The sequence below is a fragment of the Peribacillus muralis genome, from assembly GCF_001645685.2.
GTDB classification, from domain to species: Bacteria; Bacillota; Bacilli; order Bacillales; family DSM-1321; genus Peribacillus; species Peribacillus muralis_A.
This window is the reverse complement of record NZ_CP017080.1, coordinates 2,712,608-2,731,492: the sequence shown is the minus strand read 5'-3', so window position 1 is coordinate 2,731,492 and position 18,885 is coordinate 2,712,608. Positions and strand designations below refer to the sequence as shown.

The 18,885-nt window shown below is 42.1% G+C and carries 19 protein-coding genes, 2 pseudogenes and 2 riboswitches; of the genes and pseudogenes, 16 read left to right on the top strand and 5 right to left on the bottom strand.

Going from position 1 to position 18,885, the window contains the following annotated elements; genetic code table 11:
- Window positions 1-187: 187 nt before the first annotated feature.
- Together ABE28_RS13210 and ABE28_RS13205 are read left to right on the top strand one after the other, a co-directional pair.
- Window positions 188-625: a hypothetical protein gene (locus ABE28_RS13210; protein ID WP_064462096.1), complete on the top strand. Its 438-nt coding sequence runs from the start codon at window positions 188-190 to the stop codon at window positions 623-625.
- 84 nt (window positions 626-709) lie between these two features.
- Window positions 710-961 carry a hypothetical protein gene (locus tag ABE28_RS13205; protein WP_064462095.1) on the top strand — a complete coding sequence of 84 codons (252 nt, stop codon included), beginning with the start codon at window positions 710-712 and terminating at the stop codon, window positions 959-961.
- Window positions 962-1,304: 343 nt separating this feature from the next.
- Here the strand turns inward: ABE28_RS13205 and ABE28_RS25070 are convergent.
- Window positions 1,305-2,646: pseudogene (locus ABE28_RS25070) on the bottom strand (IS1182 family transposase).
- A 419-nt stretch (window positions 2,647-3,065) separates the two neighbouring features.
- Here ABE28_RS25070 and ABE28_RS25770 point away from each other — a divergent pair.
- The 6 genes and pseudogenes from ABE28_RS25770 to ABE28_RS13170 all read left to right on the top strand — a co-directional run bounded on the left by ABE28_RS25770 (window position 3,066) and on the right by ABE28_RS13170 (window position 8,653).
- Window positions 3,066-3,194: a hypothetical protein gene (locus tag ABE28_RS25770; RefSeq protein WP_257390582.1), complete on the top strand. Its 129-nt coding sequence runs from the start codon at window positions 3,066-3,068 to the stop codon at window positions 3,192-3,194.
- Between the two features lie 92 nt (window positions 3,195-3,286).
- Window positions 3,287-3,919: pseudogene (locus ABE28_RS13195) on the top strand (hypothetical protein); the annotation flags it as partial.
- A 160-nt stretch (window positions 3,920-4,079) separates the two neighbouring features.
- Window positions 4,080-4,250 (top strand): YozD family protein, encoded by a 171-nt coding sequence (locus tag ABE28_RS13190; RefSeq protein ID WP_064505166.1) that lies wholly within the window; start codon window positions 4,080-4,082, stop codon window positions 4,248-4,250.
- A 239-nt stretch (window positions 4,251-4,489) separates the two neighbouring features.
- Complete coding sequence (deoD, locus tag ABE28_RS13185; RefSeq protein WP_064467331.1) at window positions 4,490-5,194, top strand: purine-nucleoside phosphorylase; 705 nt, start codon at window positions 4,490-4,492, stop codon at window positions 5,192-5,194.
- Between the two features lie 240 nt (window positions 5,195-5,434).
- Window positions 5,435-6,949 (top strand): lmo1851 family serine protease, encoded by a 1,515-nt coding sequence (locus tag ABE28_RS13175; protein ID WP_257390580.1) that lies wholly within the window; start codon window positions 5,435-5,437, stop codon window positions 6,947-6,949.
- An 816-nt stretch (window positions 6,950-7,765) separates the two neighbouring features.
- On the top strand, window positions 7,766-8,653 hold the full coding sequence (locus ABE28_RS13170) for an LCP family protein (protein ID WP_064467334.1): 888 nt from the start codon (window positions 7,766-7,768) through the stop codon (window positions 8,651-8,653).
- A gap of 153 nt (window positions 8,654-8,806) precedes the next feature.
- On the opposite strand, the gene mtnA is transcribed toward ABE28_RS13170, so the two are convergent.
- From mtnA to ABE28_RS13155, 3 genes are all read right to left on the bottom strand, one after another.
- A complete protein-coding gene (gene mtnA / locus ABE28_RS13165) occupies window positions 8,807-9,853 on the bottom strand; it encodes an S-methyl-5-thioribose-1-phosphate isomerase (RefSeq protein ID WP_064467335.1) in 1,047 nt (348 codons plus the stop codon).
- Window positions 9,854-9,867: 14 nt separating this feature from the next.
- Entirely contained in the window at window positions 9,868-11,070 is a 1,203-nt protein-coding gene (mtnK, locus tag ABE28_RS13160) for an S-methyl-5-thioribose kinase (protein ID WP_064467383.1), read from the bottom strand.
- Window positions 11,071-11,146: 76 nt separating this feature from the next.
- Window positions 11,147-11,301, bottom strand: a riboswitch (SAM riboswitch).
- A gap of 72 nt (window positions 11,302-11,373) precedes the next feature.
- The gene (locus ABE28_RS13155; protein ID WP_064467336.1) at window positions 11,374-12,156 is read right to left on the bottom strand and encodes a carbon-nitrogen family hydrolase; all 783 of its coding nucleotides are present in this window, start codon (window positions 12,154-12,156) and stop codon (window positions 11,374-11,376) included.
- A gap of 99 nt (window positions 12,157-12,255) precedes the next feature.
- On the opposite strand from ABE28_RS13155, the gene ABE28_RS13150 reads away from it, so the two are divergent.
- From ABE28_RS13150 to ABE28_RS25065, 7 genes are all read left to right on the top strand, one after another.
- Entirely contained in the window at window positions 12,256-13,428 is a 1,173-nt protein-coding gene (locus ABE28_RS13150) for a pyridoxal phosphate-dependent aminotransferase (protein ID WP_064467337.1), read from the top strand.
- A gap of 115 nt (window positions 13,429-13,543) precedes the next feature.
- Window positions 13,544-13,694: riboswitch (SAM riboswitch) on the top strand.
- Window positions 13,695-13,797: 103 nt separating this feature from the next.
- Window positions 13,798-15,030 carry a 2,3-diketo-5-methylthiopentyl-1-phosphate enolase gene (gene mtnW, locus ABE28_RS13145; RefSeq protein WP_064467338.1) on the top strand — a complete coding sequence of 411 codons (1,233 nt, stop codon included), beginning with the start codon at window positions 13,798-13,800 and terminating at the stop codon, window positions 15,028-15,030.
- A gap of 6 nt (window positions 15,031-15,036) precedes the next feature.
- The gene (locus ABE28_RS13140) at window positions 15,037-15,696 is read left to right on the top strand and encodes a 2-hydroxy-3-keto-5-methylthiopentenyl-1-phosphate phosphatase (protein ID WP_064467339.1); all 660 of its coding nucleotides are present in this window, start codon (window positions 15,037-15,039) and stop codon (window positions 15,694-15,696) included.
- A complete protein-coding gene (locus ABE28_RS13135) occupies window positions 15,693-16,322 on the top strand; it encodes a methylthioribulose 1-phosphate dehydratase (RefSeq protein WP_064467340.1) in 630 nt (209 codons plus the stop codon). Before ABE28_RS13140 ends, ABE28_RS13135 begins: the two co-directional genes overlap by 4 nt.
- A gap of 23 nt (window positions 16,323-16,345) precedes the next feature.
- Window positions 16,346-16,879, top strand: coding sequence for a cupin domain-containing protein (locus ABE28_RS13130; RefSeq protein ID WP_064467341.1), 534 nt, complete (start codon window positions 16,346-16,348; stop codon window positions 16,877-16,879).
- A gap of 122 nt (window positions 16,880-17,001) precedes the next feature.
- Window positions 17,002-17,928, top strand: coding sequence for a CobW family GTP-binding protein (locus tag ABE28_RS13125; protein WP_064467342.1), 927 nt, complete (start codon window positions 17,002-17,004; stop codon window positions 17,926-17,928).
- Between the two features lie 65 nt (window positions 17,929-17,993).
- The gene (locus tag ABE28_RS25065; RefSeq protein WP_156775768.1) at window positions 17,994-18,161 is read left to right on the top strand and encodes a DUF2188 domain-containing protein; all 168 of its coding nucleotides are present in this window, start codon (window positions 17,994-17,996) and stop codon (window positions 18,159-18,161) included.
- Window positions 18,162-18,199: 38 nt separating this feature from the next.
- Here ABE28_RS25065 and ABE28_RS25765 read toward each other — a convergent pair whose 3' ends face one another.
- Window positions 18,200-18,442, bottom strand: coding sequence for a DNA alkylation repair protein (locus ABE28_RS25765; protein ID WP_083232253.1), 243 nt, complete (start codon window positions 18,440-18,442; stop codon window positions 18,200-18,202).
- Between the two features lie 108 nt (window positions 18,443-18,550).
- Between ABE28_RS25765 and ABE28_RS13115 the strand changes: the two genes are divergently transcribed.
- Window positions 18,551-18,817 carry a hypothetical protein gene (locus ABE28_RS13115; protein ID WP_064467344.1) on the top strand — a complete coding sequence of 89 codons (267 nt, stop codon included), beginning with the start codon at window positions 18,551-18,553 and terminating at the stop codon, window positions 18,815-18,817.
- Window positions 18,818-18,885: the final 68 nt, after the last annotated feature.

Sequence of the window (18,885 nt, the reverse complement as noted above, 5' to 3'; positions counted from 1 at the left end):
TTTTGTATAGCGTTTTTATAGATGTAGATATTAACGCGATCACTATCTTATCTTTTACAATACTGTTTTTGATTTTCAATTCTATCAGAGGTTTTGAAAGAAGTTAGGAAAATAAAAACATTAATAACTAGTATTAATTTCCTTTTTTGGTATAATAAGTAATATAAACCAAAGGAGGTTCTTTTAATTGAATTTATTAAAGAAGATCGTTGTTGCTTCATCATTGACCTTTCTGTTAGGTAGTTCTGCTGTAGGTTTGTCTAATAGCAATAAAGTAGAGGCTGCACAAGCAAATTATAAATACTCAGATTGGGAGTATCACTCAACTCTTAAGAATAATGTAAAAGCAGAAAAACTCACTGTTGGAGCTATAGGTATCGTAATTTCTGCATACATACCTTGGACTAAAGGGAAAATCGCTACAAATCTTGGAAATCTGTACTATCAATTAAATAAACAAAATGTCTACTATACTCAAAAAACTTATAAGAAATATGCGGAAACAGGACAGTACTTAAGGCCTGTAGCAGGTGAAAAGAAAGTTGTTAAATTTTATTCGGATTCAAAGAGAACAAAATATGTGAAAACTGAGACTCACTATAAATATACGGATTGGTATAAATAATCTGCCGTTTTTAAAATTATTTTCGATTTTTGGTTTGCGTAAGCACCCTATAATAGCTCCAGATAAAAAATTGGGGTAATTATAATGAAAATAAATGAAATTGCAGAATTAGCTGGTTTATACGTCGATAGGCATTATGACTACCATGGTGAAGATGACAAGAAAAAAACAAGAGCTAGGATCAAGTATCTTGAATCTGTATTAAGCGAAGAAGAGATTGAAGGAGCAAATGACAGAGGATTAGATTGTGTGTCTGATAGAAGAAAAGGTTATCTTTTTAGTGACGGTCCTGTACTATTTGGAGTCATATACACTCCCAGCGTCTTGTTGACATAATTAAAAATTATAAGAAGTTAGTTATCCTCTGGAACGTTGTCATATCAGGGTTTCATGGAATTTTGGATTTAAGACGAACATATAGCATTTTATAAATTGCTTTAAGGACAGGCTTTTTATGAGTCTGTTCTTTTTTATTGCCCGGAATTTTTGCATAAGAAAAAGAGCATAAAATCAATATTTTATTAAAAATTAAAAGGACCAGTTAGGTCCTTTCAGTTTGTAGACAAAAGGGGTTCGGAATTATAAATTCCGAACCCCTTTTTGAGATTCTCTTTGAATTGTGCCTATAGTGAAGAGATTCGGGCTCTACGAGCCTCCTATGTTAAACCATTTTTGGGATTTACCATGCCCAATTGGCCATCTTCTTTACATTCATGGCAGCGAAAGTAAGCATCGCTTGCATCGACAATTTTTTAAGTCCCCTTAAAGTAGTCCAACGCATTCCATGCTTTTCTTTTGCATCTGCGAATACACGCTCAATCGTTTCCTTGCGTTTCGCATAGATAGGTTTTACATCTTGATGATGACGCAGATGATCTGCTTCTTCCATATTTTCTTGCCAGATATGGCGTGTCACCAACTTTTTGATGGTCTTTGCTTTCCGTACACTGTGATAAAAATGAGCATGTCTTACACTTGTGTTTGGGAGATTTATACTCGCGATATCCCTCTTTATTTGTTGTTGAGTACGTTAAAACCTCGCCCGATGGGCAAAGGTAACAGTCAAAATGTTCATCGTAAACATACTCATGTTTGCGGAAGAATCCTTCTTTTGTCCGTGGTCGCGTATAGGGTAAAGCTGGCGTGATTTCTTTGTTAAATAGGTAGCTTGTAATGGCCGGTGTTTTATATGCGGCATCTGCCGCAACGGCTTCCGGTTTTCCAATATGCTCAATCACTTGATCAACAAGTGGCTCTAAAACTTGACTATCATGCGTATTTCCAGGCGTTACAATCGTTCCTAATACGAACCCGTTGCGGTCTGCAGCTGCGTGGAATGAATAGGCAAACTGTTTTGTTCGTTCATCTTTCTCATAGTAGCCACTCTCGGAATCCGTTGTACTTTCTTTTATTTCTTTCGTTTAGTTCCTATCAAATTTATCCGGTGGAAAAGGTTTCTTTCCATGGTTTTCACGGTCTTGATTGATTTCATCTTGAAGTCGTTTTTGATACGCACGTGTTTCTTTGCGAACGATTTTCTTTTCAAATTTCTTCTTATTCGCACTGGCTTTCACATGGGTGGAATCCACGAAAACATGTTCAGCACGTATTAACTTTTTATTGGCAGCTGTCATTAAGATGTGATAGAAAATCTGTTCAAACAGGTCTGTATCTTTAAAGCGCCGCTCATAATTTTTGCCAAAGGTAGAGAAGTGAGGGACTTTATCATGGAAACCATAGCCTAAGAACCAACGGTAAGCCATATTGGTTTCGACCTCTTCAATCGTTTTACGCATGGAACGAATACCGAAGGTATATTGAATGAATGCCAGCTTGACTAAAACAACGGGATCAATACTAGGGCGTCCTATCTCAGAATACATCTCTTTCACCAAGTCATAAATGAAAGTGAAGTCAATGGCAGCCTCCATTTTACGAACCAAATGGTTCGGTGGCACCAATTGATCTAACGTAATCATTTCAAGTTGATCTCGCTGAATAGAATCATGTGTAGAAAGCATCCTCATCACCTCACGTTTTGATCCTTCTATTTTAAAACAAGAATCCTTCTCGGTAGGGTTCTATCTAAAGGGACAAACAAAGTTGATTGGAACGGAAGGTGCGAGACTCCTGCGGGAAGTGCGAGTCACGGGAGACCCCACAGGCTGTAAAGCCGAGGAGACTCCCGGACCGCCCGCGGAAAGCGAGTGCCTGGAGAGGAAATCAACGGCCACATTGTGCAACTCATAAAAATAGACAAACTCGATTTTCATCGAGTTTGTCTACAGTCTGAGGCATAGCCTAACTGGCTATGTCTTATTTCTTTTGAAATGAAATGGTTATTTTAAATTATTTTTTATTTTTGATTTACACTTGACCCATCAATAGATACAAGCACCTCAGACAAAGAGTCTACATATCTTAATCTGAGGTGATCATCATGGAACTCAAAGTAACATTCATCAACGAACCTGATATCGAACTTATAGCTGAAGCACTAATTGAACTTTCTGATAGAACCTACAAGAAGAACTACAAAAAAGAACAACCACTAAAAAAAGCTGAGTAATTCCTCAAACGACCTGTATGCCATTTCGGTGCACAGGTTTTTTTCTTTTTTCTTTAAGTATGAATACTTCTTTAACCCAATAATTTAGAAATTTAACCGATATAAAATTTCTCGATGGTGCTTATGTGTATGAAGTGAACTATAGTGAAGGTCTTTATATCGAAAAAACATTGCAATCGATAAATGAATATGAAGGAGAAATCCTTTATCAAAAGGAACAAATCGATATTGAATATAAATTTTTATTAGGTGACTTAGTCCAGGTAGATGGATATGAACAAGATTATTTCAAGATAATCGGCTATCGAACGGAAATATGGCGCTATAAGGAAAATGCCTGGGAAGATGTCATCTATGAATTATCAAGAATCACAGATGGTGAATGGCTTGAAGCGCATGAGGAAGAATTGACTTTAATTGCCGATGCTAAGCGTGCAGATGGGATTATTCAAAAATTAGGGCTGCTCCTTTCTAAGAAGAATAATGAGCTTGCTATCATTGCTAAACAAAACAACCCCGGTAAAGGTGAGCGAGATATGACAATGACAAAAAATGAAAAAAAGGAAATGATTGATGGACTTTTGGATTTATACAATGATTACTGTAAGCTCTATGAGCATTTTGGCGATGATGAATATCGTCATATCATGAAAATCGCCCTTGCTAAAATTGAAAAGGCGGCAGAGGAAATCTATCCAGATCATAAAAAGAAGCAAACAAAGTGAGTGTTTCCAAGTTTTTATGGCGCGCTATTACAAATCCCAATAAAAGCTTCATTAATAGCCAATAAGCAGCGGGCTTTTCCCGCTAATTACCATTATGGGATCCCTAACTGGAATATTTGTCTCTATCCATTCATACACCTTTAATTAAGGGGGCGATGATTTGCGAGAAATCGAGGTTTTTATTGATACAGAAGAGATAGCGGAATTCTTTTTTCAAGAATTGATAAGACGGGGCTATCTTCCAACAGAAGCTGAAGTTGAAGATCTTGCTGACATCACATTCGAATATCTTCTGGAAAAATGCATAATTGATGAAGAAGTCGATGAGTAGACTGTCAATAGACGGTAAGCAGCTTCCTTTCCCTTAATTAAATAAACATACGAAAGACGGCGGATCTCCGCCGTTTTGTTTTCGGTGCATGAGCTCCAATTGCCGAGCCAAGATCATGTTTGCTGTCTCCTTAACTTTTATGGCGTTTGAATAAGGTTCGATTTTCCTAACTTGTGGTTGATATGGTATAGTAGTTTTTGAATATCATTTCAACCACAAGTTAAGGAGGACATAGTTAAATGAGCGTACATATTGGTGCAAAAGAAAATGAAATTGCGGAAACGGTCTTACTTCCCGGGGACCCATTGCGTGCAAAATACATTGCTGAAACATTTTTAGAGGATGCCAAACTTTATAATGAAGTACGGAACATGTTTGGATATACAGGTACATATAAAGGGAAACGCATTTCTGTCCAAGGTACAGGCATGGGTGTCCCATCGATTTCCATCTATATAAACGAATTGATGAATAGCTATAATGTCCAAAAGCTGATTCGTGTAGGTACTGCCGGGGCTATCCAAAAGGATGTAAAGGTCAGGGATGTAATTCTTGCCATGAGTGCTTCAACAGACTCACAAATGAATCGTTTGACTTTTGGCGGAGTCGATTTTGCTCCCACCGCCGATTTCGATTTGTTAAGAAAGGCATATGACGCAGGAACGGCTAAAGGCTTGCAATTAAAGGTCGGCAACGTGTTTACGGCCGATCAATTTTATAATGATAATGGTGAATTGGAAAAATGGGCAAAATACCAGATATTAGCGATAGAAATGGAATCAGCTGCCTTATACACTCTTGCAGCTAAATTCGGGCGACAAGCTTTATCGGTGTTGACCATCTCCGATCATATTTTAACTGGTGAGGAAACGTCGTCCGAGGAACGTCAGTCAACATTTAACGAAATGGTTGAGGTGGCCCTGGAAGCAGCTATACAAGACTGATACAGGAGTGTGAAGGTCTGGCGGGTGGCCAGGAATAAATGTGGCTGTATATATGCTGGTCCTGATACGGTCTCATTTATTCCTTGGCATCCGCATTTTTAATGCAACGGAAGATAGAAGAGACGCTGGCACGGGCGGATCCCCTCTATCTATACAATTGAGAGCACTTGAAAAACACACGGAAGGTAAATTGTTATTTTTGATAACTAATATTTTTCGATTGGCTTCAAAGCTGATAAAATGGAAACAAATCGTTACATATTTGTCATGAAGAATGAAAGTGGTGAGGCATCAGTGGAAGAAGAAAATCAAGAACAGCCGAAAGAGGCAGGGAAATTCATTAAAGTAAAGAAGTTTACGTTCATTATGGGGATTTTCTTACTCATATTTCTAACTGCAGGGATTACTACGATAGCCTTGACTTTTGGAGATGAAAAAGTGGAATCACTGGCACCGGATAAACATTCGGAATTCGAAAAGCTGTTTTCTACATACGACACGATAAAGGGTAATTACTATAAGGATATTGATGAAGACAAGCTCGTTGATGGTGCGATCAATGGCATGATCAAATCCTTGGATGATCCGTACTCTGCTTATATGGATAAAAAGGAAGCCTCGAGTTTTCATGAGAGCATCTCATCTTCCTTTGAAGGAATTGGTGCCGAGATACAAGAGCAGGATGGACACATAGCGGTCGTCTCACCGATAAAAGGGTCTCCAGCAGAAAAAGCGGGGATAAAACCGAATGATATCGTCTTAAGTGTGGATGGTAAAAGCGTAAAAGGGCTAAGCTCTTCAGAAGCTGTCCTTAAAATCAGGGGAGAAAAGGGAACGAAAGTGAAATTGACCATCTCAAGAGCAGGTGAGACGGACCCGATTGAATTCACGATCAAACGTGACACGATTCCAATTGAAACCGTTTATGCCGAAATGCTTGATGATGGTGTCGCAAAAATTCAAGTGACCAGCTTTTCCGAACATACGGTCGATGAGTTGAAAACGTCGCTTGAAGAAATGTCCAAAAAAGATATGAAGGGCCTGGTTTTGGACTTGCGTGGAAACCCAGGAGGACTGCTTGATCAAGCGATAGATATGGCAAGCCTGTTCATACCGAACGGGGAAGTGGTTCTTCAAGTTGAGAATCGCAGCGGTAAAAAAGAAGTGTATAAATCGAATAATGACGGTGCGTTGAAGAAGGTGCCGGTTGTCGTGTTGATCGATGATGGTAGTGCAAGCGCATCGGAAATCGTTGCAGCAGCCGTCCGTGAATCTGCTGACATTCCTTTGGTAGGCGTTAAATCATTTGGTAAAGGAACTGTACAGACTGCCGAAGACTTCGATGATGGCTCAAACTTCAAATACACGGCAGCTAAATGGTTGACTCCTGACGGAAATTGGATCCATAAAAAAGGGATCAAGCCGGATATTGAGGTGAAGCTTCCTGATTATGCAAGCCTTCCGTACATTTCGCCGGATAAGGAATTGAAAGCTTCAGATTCCTCCAGTGAAGTGAAAGCGGCAGAAAAGATGCTCAAGGAAGCCGGACATGATCCAGGTAAGATAGATGGATTCTTTGATGAAGATACCACGAATGCGGTCAAAGCATTCCAGAGGGATCAAAAAATCAAAGAAACTGGGATCATTAAAGATGATACAACCGTGAAATTGATGCAGGTTATCCGGGATAAAATCCTCGAAAACGATACTCAATTGAAAAAAGCGGTAGAGGTAGTGAAAAAAGATATTAAGTAAACGGAAGAAGCCTTTCAGTAAAGTGTATCCTGAAAAGGACATTTTAAAAAAGGGCAACTTGAAAGAGATGCTGTCTGTATATTACAGGCGGCATCTCTTTCATTTTACAGTCTTGGAGGGCTGTACTAAGCACGGTTCATTGCACCCTCCCCGCAAGAACATGTATATGGAATTCCAATTGTCCACCGTTTTGTGGTGATGTATCCAGACCATTTCATTCCACTTTGCCTGTAATCGACGTTACAAGCCCTTTTGTCCGAGTTTAAAGGATTTTAGCATATTTGTATTTCAGCAATAAAACCTAGACAGCTTGCTTAACTTAATGATCCTTGAATTCTTATTCAATTAACCAGCTCTTATAATGAAATAGTTCATTCTTTAAATTAAATAATGTTCCAAAGCCGCTGCAGGCTTTGAGGCAAGTGTACAGCTCATCAAGCCTTGGAGGAGAAATCAATCACACCCCCATTTCCTTGGTGAATAGCAGCGAAAACGTTATGGGCATGTCCATTTATCGAACGAGGAGGATTATTCAGCTGTCCTACTTTATCAATTTTTTGCGTCGTTTTTCATTTGTTCTTAGTATTCTTGAGTGAATGTCCATGCTCGCGTCAGTCAATCTCCTATTCTCACCTTCAAATAATGGTGTAAATAAGTGTAGCCATTGCCATACAATCCCTCAAAAATCCTGGAAGCAATCGAGATGCTAGCTTCAACTTGAAGCTGAGTTGTTTGGAACGAAGTTTTTTTGTCGTTTAATGCATATTTAACCATTTTAAGGTAAAGATAGGAGTAATTTTCCGATGAGGTGAGGTAATGAAACAAAAGGTACTGTACATATATCTATTGGTCTTGATTTTGGCAGGATGCACCTATGCCCCTTTACCGAAACAAAATGGAAATGCAAGTACGGATAAAAAAGTAACCGATGAAAGTAACCACGGAGACGCGAAAACATTCCTGTTAATTGGTGCTGATTCCAGAGGGGAGAAAAAATCGCGAGCGGACGCGATCATGATAGCCAGATATTTTCCTGAACGGGGGAAGCTAAAGCTCGCTTCGATCATGCGTGACAGCTATGTTAAAATCCCAGGCGATCATCCTCAATACAATAAGATAAATGCAGCATATTATTACGGCGGAAAGGAATTGCTTAAGAAAACAATAGATGAAGCCTTTGGTGTCAAAATCGATCATGTAGCCGTAATTGATTTTCAGGGATTTGTGAAGATGGTGGACTTGCTTGCCCCTGAGGGGGTGGTGGTGGACGTGGATCAGAAAATCATTGATGATATGAGCATCCAAGCAAGTATAGGTAAAAATGTTTTACATGGTGAGGAGCTATTGAAATATGTCCGCTTTAGACATGATGATGAAAGCGATTTCGGAAGGGTGGACAGGCAGCAAGGTGTACTGCTTCAATTAAAGAATGGATTTATCGATCAAATCTCCTCCCTTGAAGGCGTTGTAGCCCTTCCAAGCATAATTGAACAAGGTCTCTCCTACCTGGATACCGATATTGGGCTGAAAACGATATTGGAGATGGGTCCCAAAGCCGTCTTCCAGGCATCGGACACCGTGGAAACGTTGAGGATTCCTGTCGAAGGAAGCTTTAAAGATGCTGAATACCCCGAGATCGGTGCTGTGCTGGAAATGGATGAAACGAAAAATAAGCGAGCGCTTCAAGCGTTCTTTTCAAAGTAGGGTGGATGACTATTCCATTCGTAATGAAAACCGTCATCTGATTTCAATATTCAGTAATGGACCTCGCAAGAATAAATGAAAAAGTTCTCCATAAAACGAGCATGGATGTAACATCCAGCTCGTTTATTAAGTTACCAATAATGAAGGAAAACTTCACTTCACAAAATTCGGGATGTTATGGGCGAATTCCGGTGTAATGATGCCGTTTTCAGTGATGATACCAGTAATGAGATGATGGGGCGTAACGTCAAAGGCAGGATTGAATGTGCTGACGTCTTCCGGGGCGACCCTGATGCCTTGAATATAGGTGATTTCGGCTCCATCTCGTTCTTCAATTGGAATGGAAGCACCCGATTCGAGAGAGAGGTCGAAGGTGCTTGATGGAGCCGCCACATAAAATGGTATCCCGAAGTGCTTGGCTAAGATGGCCAAGCCCAATGTCCCTATTTTATTGGCTGTATCTCCATTTGCTGCAATGCGGTCGGCCCCGACTATAATGGCATCGATTTCCTTTTGGTGTATCGTATGGGCCGCCATGTTATCAGAGATCAAGGTGACGTCAACCCCTGCTTGCATCAGTTCCCAAGCGGTCAATCGCGCACCCTGCAGAACAGGTCTGGTTTCACAGGCATACACTTTCAGCGGGAAATTCCGTTCTTTAGCAAGGTGGAACGGAGCCAGGGCTGTTCCATAGCGGGCAGTGGCAATTCCACCGGCGTTGCAATGCGTTAATACGGAATCCCCTTTTTCGAATAGCGATAAGCCATGCTCCCCGATTTTCCTGCACATTTCTTCGTCTTCCGCAAAGATGGCCTTAGCCTCGAAAACAAGTGCTTCCTTGGCAGCTGATATGCTCTGGGCCTCCTGCAAAATATTCTTCATTCTCTTCAATGCCCAAAAAAGATTGACGGCAGTGGGCCTTGAAGAGGCGAGCCTCTCGATATGTTCCGTTACATTTTTTTTGAAATCGGCTAAATCCGTTGCAGCTTCCTGCTTGGCACCAAGTGCCACCCCGAATGCAGCGGTCAGTCCAATCGCTGGAGCGCCGCGTACCTTCAATGTCAGGATGCTGTCATAAACATCCTCGACTGAATGAAGATGAATAAACTCAGTGATGGCAGGAAGGGCTTGTTGATTCAATAATGTGATATGGGTATTTTCCCATTGTACCGAATATGGTAATGGTGCTAACGTCGTCACGTGCAGGTCTCCTTTTAGATGGGTGAATAAGAAGTCAGCGTTTGTTGCTTTACCAAATCAATGACCGCTGGAACATCTAATTCTTCCCGTTTTTTTATTAACAAAGCACCGAGGTTCAATGTCGCCGTTTTGGCTGCGATTTTCGTTTCTTTATCTTCCATGACATTTAAATCAGCGACATGAGAGAGGCCGATGGTTCTTCTAATCAGTTCACAGCCGGCAAAACCGAATGCATCCCGCTTGAATTTAGTCAGTAAATAGGGGAGATAGCCAGTCACATGGCGGAACGGACTTTTATTCTGGGTGTTCCAAAGTTCCGTATATGTTTTTTCGAATGACCGCCAAAATTGATCGAGATGTGTAAAAATTTCTTCTTTTCCCGCTACATTTCGAGTGACCGCCTGAAAGAGGAGGTTGGCGGTGTATTGACCAAGATCAAAACCGACTGGTCCATAAAAAGCGAATTCAGGATCGATTACTTTTGTTTCGGTTTCACTTGCAAAGATGCTTCCTGTATGTAAATCTCCATGGAGCAAGGCTTCCTGTTCGGTTTCAAAGCTTTGTTTCAGTTTAGCCACTTCCAGTATCACTTCTTGATCATCCCAAATCGTTTTGGCGGCATCCGTCAATTCCACCTCGAAATCACCAGGCAGCTCTTCGAAAAAAGGATCGGTGAAAATAAAGACTTCCGTAATTTTGCAGAGCTCCGGATTCGTGAAGTGCCGTGCCACTTCTTTCTTTGCGGAGGGCTCCAAATGATAATCGGAAGTGTAAAAGGACGTCTTCGCAACATACTCCCCAATATGCTGCGAAAGCAATGGAAACGGATCGCCATCAATAAAACCGCTTCTGACAATTTTTAGGTGTGATAAGTCTTCCATGACCGTGATGGCTAGCTGTTCATCCGAATAATAGACTTGCGGTACGAATTCGGGGCAATAGCTTCGGAAATGGATAAGGGCATTCGCTTCAATGGCAGCCCTTTTCAATGTCAGCGGCCAGCTTTCGCCAAGCACCTTGGCATAAGGGACCGCTTGCTTGATGATTATCCCTTTATTCGTGGCCGTGTCTGTTATATGGAACACATAATTCAAGTTACCATCACCAATTTCTTTACAGCTTAAATTGGCATCGGCATCTACAAGCCCCAATTTTTTTGCAAGGATAATGGCCGTTACGCTTGTCAATCTTTTGAAATTCGAATGGTTTTGAGTCATTTCTTTCCCCTCCATTAAAAATAAGAATAAAAAAGCCTCTTTCATATAGAAAGAGGCAGAAGTATTAGCTTCGGACCTCTCATCTCCCAGAAAAGTGTTTTCTGGTGGAATTGGCACCGTGCTCTGCGGATTTTGCAATCCGGCGGTGTATCCGCCCCATTTCACAATGGTATTACAGTCGGTTGCTGGGCTTCATAGGGCCTTAATCCCTCAGCCTGCTCTTGATAAGAGTTTATATGTTTTCTGAAATTTTAATCTTCGGGAAAATGATATCAATCTTTTAAATAGTTTGTCAATGGCAAATTAATAATAATCAGGACGGCGATCTTCGAATACCGGTATTTTGCTGCGAGCGCTCGATACTTCGGTGAAGTCCAAGGTGCCTGTCAACAGTTCGCTTTCCTCACCGGCCTCACTTACGATACGGCCCCAAGGGTCAATGATCATGGAGTGACCGGCAAATACATTGTTGACATCCGATCCTGAACGGTTAACGGCTACAACATAGGCCTGGTTTTCGATGGCACGGCTGATCAATAAGCTCCTCCAGTGATCAAGTCTAGGCTTCGGCCATTCTGCGGTAACGAACAGAACTTCTGCCCCGCGAGCGGAATGGGCACGCTGCCACTCCGGAAAGCGAATGTCATAACAAATGAAACCAGCACATATTTTGTCATCAAGTGTAAATAAACCATCATTCTCGCCTGGCTGCAGGAAATGATGTTCATCCATTAACTGAAATAAGTGAAGCTTATCATATTCTTTAACGAGGTTTCCGTTTTTATCGATGATGATCATCGTGTTATATATGCCTTTGTGCGTTTTTTTGGCGATGGACCCGCCAACGATATGGATTTGGTGCTTTCGCGCCATATTTTTTATAAATCCGATCGTCTTTTCGGCTTCTACATCACCAATCTCATTCAATCTGGTCAAGTCATAGCCCGTAGTCCATAGCTCTGGTAAAATTACGATATCGGCCGCTGCGTTTACGGCCTTCTCCACCCATTGTTCAGCATGCTGATAATTGATATCCGGTTGTCCGAAGGCAATATCCATCTGGATACAAGCTATTTTCCATTTCATCAATAAAAACCTCCATAAGTAAAAAATGCTTTACAAGACTATGATAAACATATATCATTTGTGACTAGAATTTCAAGAAATTTCAGAGAAGGTGAATAAATGTTGCAATTCGAAAAATCGAAGCAGCTTCAGGAACTCCCCAAGCAGTTTTTTGCTTCATTGGTCGCAAAGGTCAATGCGATTACTGCGCAAGGGCATGACGTGATTAACCTGGGTCAAGGGAATCCCGATCAACCGACGCCTGAGCATATCGTGAAAAGGTTACAAACAGCAGCTGAAAAAACGATCAACCATAAATATTCGCCGTTCAGGGGACATCAATATTTAAAAGATGCTGCAGCTTCCTTTTATGAACGGGAATATGGCGTCAAGCTCGATCCAAAAAGTGAAATAGCCATTCTTTTTGGCGGTAAGGCAGGACTTGTCGAATTGCCGCAGTGTTTATTGAATCCAGGAGATACGATACTCGTACCAGATCCCGGCTATCCTGATTATCTTTCCGGTGTCGTTTTGGCTCAGGCGCAAATGGAACGCATGCCGTTGAAGGAGGAAAATGCTTTTCTACCGAATTACGAAGCTATACATAAAGATGTGCTCGATAAAGCCAAAATGATGTTCTTGAACTATCCGAATAATCCTACAGGTGCATCCGCAACCGGAGAATTTTTTAGCGAAACCGTATCCTATGCTAAAGAGCATTCAATTTGTGTGGTCCATGATTTTGCGTATGGGGCAATAGGTTACACTGGAAGAAAACCGATTAGCTTTCTCCAGGCAGAGGGAGCGAAGGATGTCGGGATAGAAATATATACACTCTCGAAAACTTACAATATGGCAGGATGGAGGGTCGGCTTTGCTGTAGGCAACAAAAGTGTCATTGAAGCTCTTGAACTGCTGCAGGACCATTTATATGTGAGCCTTTTTCCGGCGATACAGGAGGCTGCAGCAACCGCCTTGCTTGATTCGCAAGAGTGTGTAGAGGAATTGGTGAAGGTGTATGAGGGGCGCAGGAATGTTTTCATCGAGGGGTTACGGGACATTGGCTGGGAGGTTAAAGCTCCGGATGCTTCTTTTTTTGCCTGGCTTAAAATACCAACGGGATTCACCTCCGAGAGCTTTGCCGATCATTTATTAACGCACGCCCACGTGGCGGTAGCTGCTGGAAATGGGTTCGGCGAATTTGGCGAAGGATACGTCAGGGTCGGGCTTCTGACCTCCGAAGAGCGGCTCAAGGAGGCTGTAGGGCGGATACGCAGGTTAAATCTGTTTTAAACTTTAGTGAATCCTCATACAATTAAAAACTTATTGACAAAGTATGGATTACCTGTCAGAATACTAAATAAATTCTTAATCTTTCGAAACTACCATGTACCTATATATCAGCGTTTTCTTATTTTGAGCAGGTGGAGGGACTAGCCCGATGAAGCCCAGCAACCGACCGTAATTCCATTGTAAGATGGGGCGGAATCCTCCGCCGGACTTTCTCGTCCACAGGGCACGGTGCTAATTCTTGCAGCATATGTGCTGGGAGATAAGAAGATGGCTTTTTTAAAGCCTCTTCGTCATGAAGGGGCTTTTACTATTATTAAAGAGTCCGATAATGACTTCGTGAGATTACTAACGTGTTATAGGAGTGATCAAATGAGCGAGATAATCGCCACTTATTTAATTCATGATTTTAATGGGAATCACGAAAAAAAAGCGGAAGGCATCGCCTTGGGCCTGACTGTAGGAACATGGACGGACCTGCCCCAGCTGGTTCAAAAGCAGCTGGAAAAGCATAAGGGTCGCGTCGTCTCCGTATCGCCGCTTTCCGAAGAAGAGGGGGCAAACCGGTACTTCGATCGTAAGGTGTATCGTTCGATCATTAAAATCGCGTATCCGGCAGGAAATTTCTCAAATGATTTGCCAGCCATTTTGACCACGGTCTTCGGAAAACTGTCATTGGACGGTGCGGTTAAATTGATCGACCTTGATTTTATCGGGGATATCGAAAAAGCTTTCCCCGGTCCCAGATATGGCATTACAGGAATCAGGAAAAAGATTGGAGTGTATGACCGGCCGCTAGTCATGAGCATTTTCAAAGGTGTATTAGGGCGTGATCTAACGTTCCATAATGAGCAATTGAAGCAACAAGCGTTGGGGGGTGTCGACCTTGTTAAAGATGATGAAATCCTCTTTGATCAGGGACAGACGCCATTTATTGAAAGAATCAAAACCGGCAAGAAAATATTGACCGAAGTCCATGAAAGTACTGGTCACCGGACGTTATATGCCGTCAATCTATCAGGAAAGACATTCGAGTTATTGGATAAGGCGAAACAAGCGGCAGATGCGGGTGCAGACGCTTTATTGTTCAACGTCCATACATATGGCTTGGATGTATTGCAAGCCCTGAGTGAACATGATCAAATCAAGCTGCCGATCATGGCCCATCCGTCATTTAGCGGAGCGTTGGGCTCATCCTCCTTTTATGGTGTCGGCTATCCACTATTGCTTGGTAAATTAGTCAGGCTATCAGGTGCGGATCTATCATTATTCCCATCCCCTTATGGAAATGTCGCACTTGAAAAAGAGGAAGCATTGGCGATCGCCAGTGCATTGACGAAAGACGAACCTTCATGGAAAGAAGCATTTCCAGTTCCTTCAGCTGGTATTCATCCAGGGATGGTACCCGATTTGATCAAGGATTTCGGACTGGACAGTGTCATCAATGCCGGAGGCGGAATACACGGGCACCCTGACGGAGCTAAGGGCGGGGCAGAGGCCTTTCGTTCTGCTGTGGAAGCCGTCCTTGAAGGAAAGGACCTAGCTGAGGCGGCGTCAAATGAAGAAGCATTAAAAAAAGCGCTTGTTTTATGGGGAGGACTATGAGAAAGCATGAAACCAATCATCTTTTGTGATTTTGACGGAACGATAACCAACACGGATAACATCATTTCCATCATGAAAAAATTCGCTCCCCCGGAATGGGAAAGGTTGAAGGATGACGTTCTTCGGCAAAAAATCAGCATATCCTCTGGGGTTGGGGAAATGTTTTCCCTGCTTGATAGTGACCTGAAGGCAGAAATCATTCAATTCGTGAAGGAGAAAGCACACATCCGGCCAGGTTTCCATGATTTCGTTGAGTATACGAAACAAGCTGGGTTTCCTTTATATATCGTAAGCGGAGGCATGGATTTTTTCATTGCCCCACTATTAAATGACATCTTGCCCACAGGCACGGTTTTTTGTAACAATGCCCACTTTGATAAGAAAAAGATCTATATTGAGTGGCCGCATGCTTGTGATGAGCAATGTAATAATGAGTGCGGCTGCTGTAAGCCGTCGATTATGAGGCAAATGGCTGGTGCGGATGACTTCATGTATGTAATTGGTGATTCCGTGACTGATTTTGAAGCGGCAAAACGGGCTGATTTTGTTATAGCCCGTGATATATTGCTTGAGAAATGCATAAGTGAAGGTCTGCCGCATCGAGGGTTCGAAACGTTTTATGATGTAATGGAGATTTTAAAGCAGCGTGAGGAGGTAAAGTCTTGAACACCGATACGAAGGAGTGGCTGGAGCTAGCGGAAATCAAAGCGGAACTCGCCGAACGAGATTGGTTTATGGGTACAAGCGGAAACCTTTCCATCCGCGAGCCCGATGGCCCAACCTTTTATATTACGGCAAGCGGTAAGGACAAACGAAAACAAACGGATTCCGATTTTTTATTGGTAGATTTAAAAGGAAGCCCCGTCCAGGAGACGGAGCTGAGGCCCTCCGCGGAAACGCTACTTCATACCGTCATTTATGGGAAAACCAAAGCGAATTGTGTACTTCATGTCCACACAGTGGAAAATAATGTAGTGTCCGAATTGTATGGAGATGAAGGTTCTGTAACTTTTCGGAATCAAGAAATCATTAAAGCGACAGGGAGATGGGATGAGGATTCGGAATTTCGGATTCCAATCATCTATAATCATGGGGATATTCCATTGCTAGCCGAGAAATTCAATCTGCATGTTCAAGACGATTCCGGTGCGGTGCTCATCCGCAATCATGGGATCACGGTTTGGGGAAAAAGCGGGTTTGAAGCAAAAAGAATACTGGAAGCTTGCGAGTTTTTATTTCAATATCAACTGCTGCTAAATACTCAACTGGCACATACTGCTTCTTTAACATAACACTCATAGAGGAGGAATGAAGGATGGCGACAATTAGATTGCATGATACGAATGAAGTTATTGAAAATGGTGAACAGGTGAAGGCGTTTTTGGAATCTCAAGGGGTGATTTATGAGCAGTGGGATATTACAAAATTACCGGCACAGCTTGTGGAAAAATATGATCTTACGGATGCTGATAAGGGGGAAATCCTAACAGCGTTCCAAGTGGAGATAACGGAGATTTCCGAAAGAAGAGGGTATAAAGCGCATGATATCATCACTTTATCTGATACAACCCCGAACCTTGATCAATTGCTTGAAAACTTCAAGCAGGAACATCACCATGAAGATGATGAAGTCCGTTTCATTGCAGGCGGAACGAGTATCTTTGCCATTGAAGGAACCGATGAACGATGGTTTGACGTACGGCTTAAACCAGGAGACTTAATTAGCGTTCCAGAATCGACAAGACATTATTTCACCTTGGCGGAAGATAGGAAAACAGTTGCTGTCCGTATTTTCGTTACAAAAGCAGGATGGGTGCCGATTTACGCTAAAGATGAAGTACAAGCATGAGCAATGATTGAAAACCAGCTTACGGCTGGTTTTTTTAGTTGGTTCCGGCATGTGCTTATGGAGGGGAAGTATGATAAAATCTAAGGGAAGCAATTATTACCGGATCATGGGAGCAGATGTGAATGAAAACAACAGAAGTATACATATTAGGCGGTTTTCTCGGCAGCGGGAAAACGACGCTTCTGCGTAATATATTAAAACAGGAAAGTGAAACGGGCAGAAAAGTGGCGGTGCTTTTGAATGAGCTCGGCAGCATATCGGTCGATAGTGGCCTCATCGGGGATGAAGTGCCTCTGAAGGAGCTCTTTGACGGGTGCATCTGCTGCACCATTCAAGATAAGCTTGAGGTCCAGCTACATGAGCTGCTTACAGAAAACGATCTGGATGCCGTATACATTGAAACGACCGGTGCGGCGCATCCGGTAGAAGTACTGGATGGCATCATGTCACCCCTTTTCGCTAAAAGGCTGGAGTATAAAGGAATTATAACGGTTGTCGACTTAATGAGGTGGCGCGATAGAGAGGGGCTATCCCCGCAGCTGCGCAAATTGCTTGCCGAGCAAATCCATCATGCCGATTTCATATTGCTGAATAAAGCGGATCTGGTAAGTGAGATGGAGGCGGCACAGCTGATATACTCCATACAAGCACTGAATAAGGATGCTGTCTGTTTATTGACCGAATATGCAGCAATTTCCTTGACGTCGTTACAGCATATGCAAAGAAAACGGCATAATGGCCATAAAAAGCTTGATGTGCAGGATCATTTGCATCTATCGGCTGTCGTCCATACTTTTGAAGGGTCCGTGAAGCAAACTGATTTTGAAGATTGGCTTAGATCCCTTCCGGAAACGGTCTATCGCATGAAAGGTTACATTTCCTTTACCCATTCACAATACCCCCACTTATTCCAATACTCCTACGGAATGCCGATGTATATGAATGAAATGATCAAAATGCCCTTGAACATCGTCATCATCGGGGAAAGGCTTGATAAAGGTATCATGATCGGTCAGCTGGAGGCTTTGGAAGTGAAAGCGAACCAATAGGTGTTTGCCGCCAGTTGAATGAGGGAATTATAAAACCAGACTTTCTTATCAAGGAGGCGGTATATATGCCGTGGAATAAGAACGATTACCCAGATTCGATGAAGAATCTGGATAAAGATGTCAGGGAAAAGGCAATAGAAATCGCAAATGCGTTATTGGAAGAAGGATATGAGGATGGAAAAGCCATTCCCATTGCCATAGACCGGGCAAAAAAGTCTGTGGGAAATGATTGAAAAAATGGTCAGGCCCATAAAAGGGCCTGACCATTTTTTTATGATTGCAAGCCGAATGCTGCAAAAGTTTTTTCGTCTTCGATTAAACCGCATGCAGCACATTGCACCCGAATCTCCGGACCATTATAGGCTAGATGGAATGGTTGAAGAGTATCGTTTGAATATTGTTCAACAATCTCTCCGGATTGCGGGTCCTTTTTGATGGGGGTCGGTACTTGCTGGATGAGATTGAAGCGAGATTTATTTGTCCGGCAATTCGGACAGCGGTATACTTGAGACAGTGTACTCACTCCTTTTTTTATTTTTTAAAGCATGGATCTTATTAGTAAAATAGTCTTTACAAACTTGACAGGTAATATGTATAAATTAGTAAAGGATGGAAGAGAAATATGAATGAAACAAGTAACCAGAAAGCATTATTGGAAGCATATTTAAGCATTTGGAATAATCGCAAGGTGACGGATGAAGGTGGGGAGGGCGTCCTCGCGGAACTCGTCCGCCGGGAGCTTTCGGATGAAAATGCACATCCGCGTGTTCGCAAGCCTGCACTCGAGAAGTTTTACCTTTGCATTAAACGTGTAATGGAATCATCGCTATCCCATGAGATGAAAAACGCCATCGTCAAGGTTTATATTGCTGAATTGGATAGACTTTGATACAGGCATGTTATCAAAATTTTCTTATCTGCTTCATACTTTTTTCACAAATCATTGTTAAAATTTCC